This is a genomic window from Citrobacter sp. W9, from assembly GCF_026719375.1.
GTDB classification, from domain to species: Bacteria; Pseudomonadota; Gammaproteobacteria; order Enterobacterales; family Enterobacteriaceae; genus Citrobacter; species Citrobacter werkmanii.
In genome coordinates, this window is sequence record NZ_JAPPTE010000070.1 from 1 (window position 1) to 1,338 (window position 1,338).

Annotated in this window: 1 protein-coding gene; it reads left to right on the forward strand. The window is 47.8% G+C overall.

The window, feature by feature from the left end:
- Positions 1 to 69: 69 nt before the first annotated feature.
- Positions 70 to 1,074, forward strand: coding sequence for an IS110-like element IS4321 family transposase (locus OOJ59_RS27845; RefSeq protein ID WP_022542389.1), 1,005 nt, complete (start codon positions 70 to 72; stop codon positions 1,072 to 1,074).
- The last annotated feature ends 264 nt before the right edge of the window (positions 1,075 to 1,338 follow it).

The following is a 1,338-nucleotide window of genomic DNA, read 5'->3' on the forward strand; positions in this document are numbered from 1 at the left end:
TTTAATGAGATGGTCACTCCCTCCTTCCCGGTATTATGCTGAGGACAGGCTTTCATTCGGAGAACTATCATGGAAAACATTGCGCTCATTGGTATCGATCTGGGTAAAAACTCTTTCCATATTCATTGCCAGGATCGTCGCGGGAAGGCTGTTTACCGTAAAAAATTTACCCGGCCAAAGTTGATCGAATTTTTGGCGACATGCCCCGCTACAACCATCGCAATGGAAGCCTGTGGCGGTTCTCACTTTATGGCACGCAAGTTGGAAGAGTTGGGGCATTCCCCAAAGCTGATATCACCACAATTTGTCCGCCCGTTCGTTAAAAGCAATAAAAACGACTTTGTCGACGCCGAAGCTATTTGTGAAGCTGCATCGCGTCCGTCTATGCGTTTTGTGCAGCCCAGAACGGAATCTCAGCAGGCAATGCGGGCTCTGCATCGTGTCCGTGAATCCCTGGTTCAGGATAAGGTAAAAACAACCAATCAAATGCATGCTTTTCTGCTGGAATTTGGCATTAGCGTTCCCCGAGGAGCTGCCGTTATTAGCCGACTGAGTACCCTTCTTGAGGACAATAGTTTGCCTCTTTACCTCAGCCAGTTATTGCTGAAATTACAACAGCATTATCACTATCTTGTTGAGCAGATTAAAGATTTGGAATCCCAGTTGAAACGAAAGTTGGACGAAGATGAGGTTGGACAGCGCTTGCTGAGCATTCCCTGCGTCGGAACACTGACAGCGAGTACTATTTCAACTGAGATTGGCGACGGGAAGCAGTACGCCAGCAGCCGTGACTTTGCGGCGGCAACAGGGCTTGTACCTCGGCAGTACAGCACGGGAGGTAGGACGACATTGCTGGGAATTAGTAAGCGAGGTAATAAAAAGATCCGAACTTTGTTGGTTCAATGTGCCAGGGTATTCATACAAAAACTGGAACACCAGTCTGGCAAATTGGCCGATTGGGTCAGGGATTTACTGTGCCGGAAAAGCAACTTTGTCGTCACTTGTGCTCTGGCAAACAAGCTGGCCAGAATAGCCTGGGCCCTAACGGCACGACAGCAAACTTATGTAGCATAACGGCAGAAATACACCGGTTTAAAGAATTACTGATCTGGTTTTGCGAATACTGATATTGATGATACTAACGGCCCACCGGCCTGTTGAGGAACCTGTAAAACGGAAAGGCTCATTGAAGCCGTATATTTTCTGGAGGTTCATCAGGCGCGGAACTCATCAAGGCGCGGGAATAAAATCCCATTCAGACGCCGGATAGATTCAAGCAAGCCAACTTGTCGTCAAAATCGGTGTTGCAAAAACGGGAGTGACCATAGATTCCGTTTT

Coding starts and splice junctions, on each gene's coding strand:
- OOJ59_RS27845 (WP_022542389.1), top strand. CDS start 70: ATGGAAAACATTGCGCTCATTGGTATCGATCTGGGTAAAAACTCTTTC.